Source organism: Bacillus stratosphericus (genome assembly GCF_020524495.1).
Lineage (GTDB): Bacteria > Bacillota > Bacilli > Bacillales > Bacillaceae > Bacillus > Bacillus stratosphericus_B.
Window position 1 is genome coordinate 1 of the sequence record NZ_JAIVLB010000109.1, and the last position, 501, is coordinate 501.

At 39.1% G+C, this 501-nt stretch carries 2 protein-coding genes; both read right to left on the reverse strand.

All coding sequences use genetic code 11. The features are described 5' to 3' along the window. Positions 1–2: 2 nt before the first annotated feature. A complete protein-coding gene (locus LC033_RS16730; RefSeq protein WP_226570376.1) occupies positions 3–212 on the reverse strand; it encodes an XtrA/YqaO family protein in 210 nt (69 codons plus the stop codon). Positions 213–281: 69 nt separating this feature from the next. Further along, on the reverse strand, positions 282–501 hold a 220-nt coding region (locus LC033_RS16735), incomplete at its 5' end, for a hypothetical protein (RefSeq protein ID WP_226570377.1).

Here is a 501-nt window from a genome sequence, read left to right on the forward strand (position 1 = left end):
TGCTATCGTTTAGTTTTATAACTGAAATCAAATCTAACTCGGTCAAAACTTCCTTTGATCGTTTCAATGATTGTGTGACCATGCTCAGGCGCATCTATGCAATGTGCTGTGTTGTTGATTCCATCCAGCACGATCACTTGTACCTTTCCTTGTTCGACTAATGTTGTGAAAGGTTCGTTTTTTGTTAATGAGATAGTCTGTGGTCTATTCACAATCTTCACTCCAATGTGATATAATTAAGGTTCCTAGGTTTAATTACTCACATTGAACTGATGTGAATTCTACCACTGAGGCTCAACGGATTGATCTGTGCGCTTCCAACGCCAGTCTTTCTTTTTGAGTCTCTTTTTATATGGTTTTGGTGGATGCTTGTGTCTGTAAGCTGCTAGTTCATCTTCGGACATCATCCACTCTTTAACTGGTCCTGATTTGTATGGATTTTCAGTTGTCTCCAATGTGTTTACCTCCTTTTTAATCATCCCTTTGAGGGACGTTGAGATT